This window comes from Stenotrophomonas cyclobalanopsidis (assembly GCF_008710035.1).
GTDB classification, from domain to species: Bacteria; Pseudomonadota; Gammaproteobacteria; order Xanthomonadales; family Xanthomonadaceae; genus Stenotrophomonas; species Stenotrophomonas cyclobalanopsidis.
Genome location: NZ_VYKI01000049.1, coordinates 1 through 4341, shown reverse-complemented (window position 1 = coordinate 4341; position 4341 = coordinate 1). Strand labels below are relative to the sequence as shown.

The window sequence follows — 4341 nt, the reverse complement described above, 5'->3', positions numbered from 1 at the left end:
CGGGGGTAGCCAGTCTCTTCCTGGAACACCGTCCTCGGCCGACGACGCCGAGGACGGTGAAGATTTCCAAGACCCGCTATCCGGTGGACCGTAAGGCTGCACCACTTAAGTGAACAGCATTACGGCATTGGCCGGGGTTTCTTGTTGCGACAGACCTGACCGGTTCGATCAGAAGTTCATGTCGAAGGCGACTTCGCCCTGCACGCCGACCTGGTAGGCCGAGGCGCGACGTTCGAAGAAGTTGGTCAGTTCCTGCACGTCCTGCAGTTCCATGAAGCTCAGCGGGTTGCGCACGTTGTACTTGCGCTCCATGCCCAGGCGATGGAAATGGTTGTCGGCGCAGTGCTGCAGGTACTGGCGCATGTCACGGGTGGAAATACCCGCCACGCCACCGGACAGCACGTCCTCGGCGAACTGCACTTCGCACTCGATCGCTTCGGCCAGCATGTCGTAGACATCCTGCTTCATCTTGTCGTCGAACAGGTCCGGCTCTTCCTCGCGGATCACGTCCACGCACTCGAAGGCGAAGTCCATGTGCGCGCTTTCGTCGCGGAACACCCAGTTGGTGCCCGAGGCCAGGCCGTTGAGCAGGCCACGCGAACGGAAGTAGTAGACGTAGGCGAAGGCGGCGAAGAAGAACAGGCCTTCGATGCACGCGGCGAAGCAGATCTGGTTGAGCAGGAACTGGCGACGCTCTTCACGGGTCTCGATGCGCTTCAGCTGCTGGATCGAGTCGATCCACTTGAAGCAGAAATCAGCCTTCTTCTTGATCGAGTCGATGTTCTCCACCGCGTCGAAGGCTTTGGCGCGCTCGTCCGGATCCGGCAGGTAGTTGTCGAGCAGGGTCAGGTAGAACTGCACGTGCAGCGCTTCTTCGTACAGCTGGCGCGATAGGTACATGCGCGCTTCGGGCGCGTTGAGGTGCTGGTACAGGTTCAGCACCAGGTTGTTGGACACGATCGAATCGCCGGTGGCGAAGAACGCGACCAGGCGGTGGATCAGGTGGCGCTCACCCGGCGACATCTTGCTGTGCAGGTCGCTGATGTCGATCTGGAAGTTGATCTCTTCCACCGTCCAGGTGTTCTTGATCGCGTTCCGGTACATGTCATAGAACTGCGGGTAGCGCATCGGGCGCAGGGTCAGTTCAAAACCGGGATCCAGCAGCATCTGCTTGGGCTTGTCGGCCATGGGTGTTTCCTTGAATTCTCGGGTCAAAACGCCGGGCTTGGCCCGGCGCTACCTTGTCATTTGCGCAGCCGAGCATGGCTCGGCTCTACAGGTGCGAGGTGCCGGCGGGGCCGGCACGGCGCGTCTTACTGGCAGGCTTCGCAGGCTTCCGGGTTTTCCAGCGAGCAGGCGATGGCCTCTTCCGGGCTGAACACCTTGGCCGGGCCGGCGCTTGCGGTGTGGCTCACCGTGGTCTTGGCGATCTTGGTGGCCGGGCGCGAACGCAGGTAGTAGGTGGTCTTGATGCCCTGCTTCCAGGCGTACATGTACATGGAGGACATCGCGCCGATGTTCGGGCTTTCCATGAACAGGTTGAGCGAGGCGGACTGGTCGATGAAGGCCCCGCGGTCGGCGGCCATGTCGATCAGCGAACGCATCGGCAGTTCCCACGCGGTGCGGTAGACATGGCGCAGCGTTTCCGGAATCTGCGTGATGCCCTGGATCGAGCCTTCGGCCAGCTTGATGGCGTCGCGCATTTCCGGGGTCCAGTGGCCCAGCTTCTTCAGCTCGTTCACCAGGTAGCGGTTGACCTGCAGGAAGTCACCGGACAGGGTTTCGCGCTTGAACAGGTTGGACACCTGCGGTTCGACGCACTCGTAGCAGCCGGCAATCGAGGCGATGGTTGCGGTCGGGGCAATGGCGATCATCAGCGAGTTGCGCAGGCCGTGTTCCTTGATGCGCTCACGCAGGGTGTCCCAACGCTCGGCATCTTCCGGCACCACGTTCCAGGCATCGAACTGCAGCTCGCCGCTGGCCGCACGGGTGTCGGCGAAGGACGGGTGCTTGCCGCGTTCCTGAGCCAGCTCAACCGAGGTTTCCAGCGCGTGGAAGTAGATCGTTTCGGCGATCTTCTTCGACAGCGCGCGTGCTTCGGCACCGTCGAACGGCAGGCGCTTGCGGAAGAACACGTCCTGCAGGCCCATGCAGCCCAGGCCGACCGGACGCCAGCGCAGGTTGCCGCGGCGCGCCGATTCGATCGGGTAGAAGTTCAGGTCGATGACGCGGTCGAGCTGGCGCACGGCCAGGCGCACGGTATCGGCCAGCTTGTCGAAATCGAACTCGCCGTTGCTGTCGAAGTGATTGCCCAGATTGATCGAACCCAGGTTGCACACCGCGGTTTCTTCCGCCGAGGTGATTTCCAGGATTTCGGTGCACAGGTTGGACAGGTGGATGACATTGCCGGCGCGCAGGGTCTGGTTGCTGGCGCGGTTGCACTTGTCCTTGAAGGTCATCCAGCCGTTGCCGGTCTCGGCCAGCGTACGCATCATCCGCGAGTACAGCTTGCGGGCGGAGATGGTGCGGTTGGCCTTGCCCTGTGCTTCGGCCTGCAGGTACGCGGCTTCGAAGGCTTCGCCGAACAGGTCGGTGAACTCCGGCACGACGCGCGGATCGAACAGCGACCATTCCTGGTCGGCCTCGACGCGCTTCATGAACAGGTCCGGGATCCAGTTGGCCAGGTTCAGGTTGTGCGCACGACGCGATTCGTCGCCGGTGTTGTCACGCAGTTCGAGGAAGTCTTCGATGTCGGCGTGCCAGGTTTCAAGGTACACGCAGGCCGCGCCCTTGCGCTTGCCGCCCTGGTTCACCGCGGCCACGGACGAATCCATGGTCTTCAGCCACGGCACGATGCCGTTGGAATGGCCGTTGGTGGACTTGATGAGCGAGCCACGCGAACGCACGCGGGTGTAGCTGACGCCGATGCCGCCGGAGAACTTCGACAGCTGGGCGATGTCGCCGTACTTGGAATAGATCGATTCCAGCGAATCCTGCGGCGAATCCAGCAGGAAGCACGAGGACAGCTGCTCGTGGGTGGTGCCGGAGTTGAACAGGGTCGGGCTGGACGGCAGGTAGTCTAGGTTGCCCATGCGCTTGTACAGCGCCAGGGCTTCGGCCACGTCTTCGCTCAGTGCGCTGGCGATGCGCAGGAAGAACTGCTGCGGGGTCTCGATCACCTTGCGGGTGTGCGGGTGGCGCAGCAGGTAGCGGTCGTACAGGGTACGCAGGCCGAAGTAATCGAAGTTCAGGTCCAGCGAGATGTCGATGGCATCGTTGAGCTTGCGTGCATTGGTCTGCACGAAGTTCAGCAGGCGGTCGTTGATCAGGCCGACTTCGTGGCCACGGCTGACCGACTGCGAGAAGGCGTAGATTTCCTGGCCCGACACTTCCTTGGCGATGTAGTTGGCCAGCAGGCGTGCCGCAAGGCGGCCGTACTCGGGCTCTTCACCGATCAGCAGGGCGGCGGTGCGGATGGACAGTTCGTCCAGCTCGCGGGTGGTGGCGCCGTTGTACAGGCCGGAGATGGTGCGGGTGGCCACGCGCATCGGATCGACGGCGTGCAGGCCTTCGGAGGAACGCTGCACCGCGCGCACGATCTTGTTCAGATCCACCAGCTCGGTCGTGCCGTTGCGCTTGGTCACGCTCATCGCGTTGGCCGTCGGCGGCGACGTCAGCAGGAACTCGCTTTCCTTCTCGATGGTGGCGCTGGATTCGGTGGTCACGGCGTGTGTCCTCTTGGCGTGATTGGGGGTGCTGTATGCATCAGGGTTGCTCGACCCGGGACATGACAGCCCAGGGTGGCAGGACGGCGTCGCAGGAGATGAGACCCTGCGCCTTCCACTGCCGGTTGGCGATCGCTGGCGGGTACCGCGGTAGAGCCCCGTTGCGGACCCCAAGCCATGGGGTCATCGCGACCGACGGCCACAAGATAGTGGGGGTGATGGGGGCCGTCAACGCCAAATGTAGTGAAATCTGGTAATCCCTTGCGGCGCAAGGATCATGCCATCGGCGCCGTGTCTGGACGCTTTGGACCTGCCGGAACGGGCTGCGCAGTCAAGCCCGGAAGGCGTCACATCGGCGGTACAACGTGCTGCGGAAACGGAACAATGACAGCTTCACATGACAGTGACGAAGCTGGCTAGGGACAACCCTGTGGATAGGTGGTGGGCAGCCGGTGGGAAAGCCGGTATGGCAGGGGAACCGACCGCTGCGTAGATACCGTGTTGTCCTTGCCTAGGCAAGGACGACTTCAGGCTCAAACGGTCGGCCGCTTTTCAGTACTCCCCAGACCAGGTGTATGAGCTTGCGCATCAGCGCACACATGATGACCTTGAATGG

The 4341-nt window shown here is 62.5% G+C and carries 2 protein-coding genes and 1 pseudogene; all 3 read right to left on the bottom strand.

From position 1 onward, the window contains the following. Window positions 1-168 precede the first annotated feature (168 nt). The gene (locus FJU31_RS19195) at window positions 169-1188 is read right to left on the bottom strand and encodes a ribonucleotide-diphosphate reductase subunit beta (protein ID WP_150456153.1); all 1020 of its coding nucleotides are present in this window, start codon (window positions 1186-1188) and stop codon (window positions 169-171) included. A 125-nt stretch (window positions 1189-1313) separates the two neighbouring features. Continuing rightward, window positions 1314-3725 (bottom strand): ribonucleoside-diphosphate reductase subunit alpha, encoded by a 2412-nt coding sequence (locus tag FJU31_RS19190; protein ID WP_150456152.1) that lies wholly within the window; start codon window positions 3723-3725, stop codon window positions 1314-1316. Window positions 3726-4236: 511 nt separating this feature from the next. Continuing rightward, window positions 4237-4341 (bottom strand): annotated as a pseudogene (locus FJU31_RS19185) (IS110-like element ISStma4 family transposase); the annotation flags it as partial.

What these genes read in the sequence shown, in the direction of transcription:
- FJU31_RS19195 (WP_150456153.1), bottom strand. Translation starts at nt 1,188, where the DNA reads ATGGCCGACAAGCCCAAGCAGATGCTGCTGGATCCCGGTTTTGAACTG.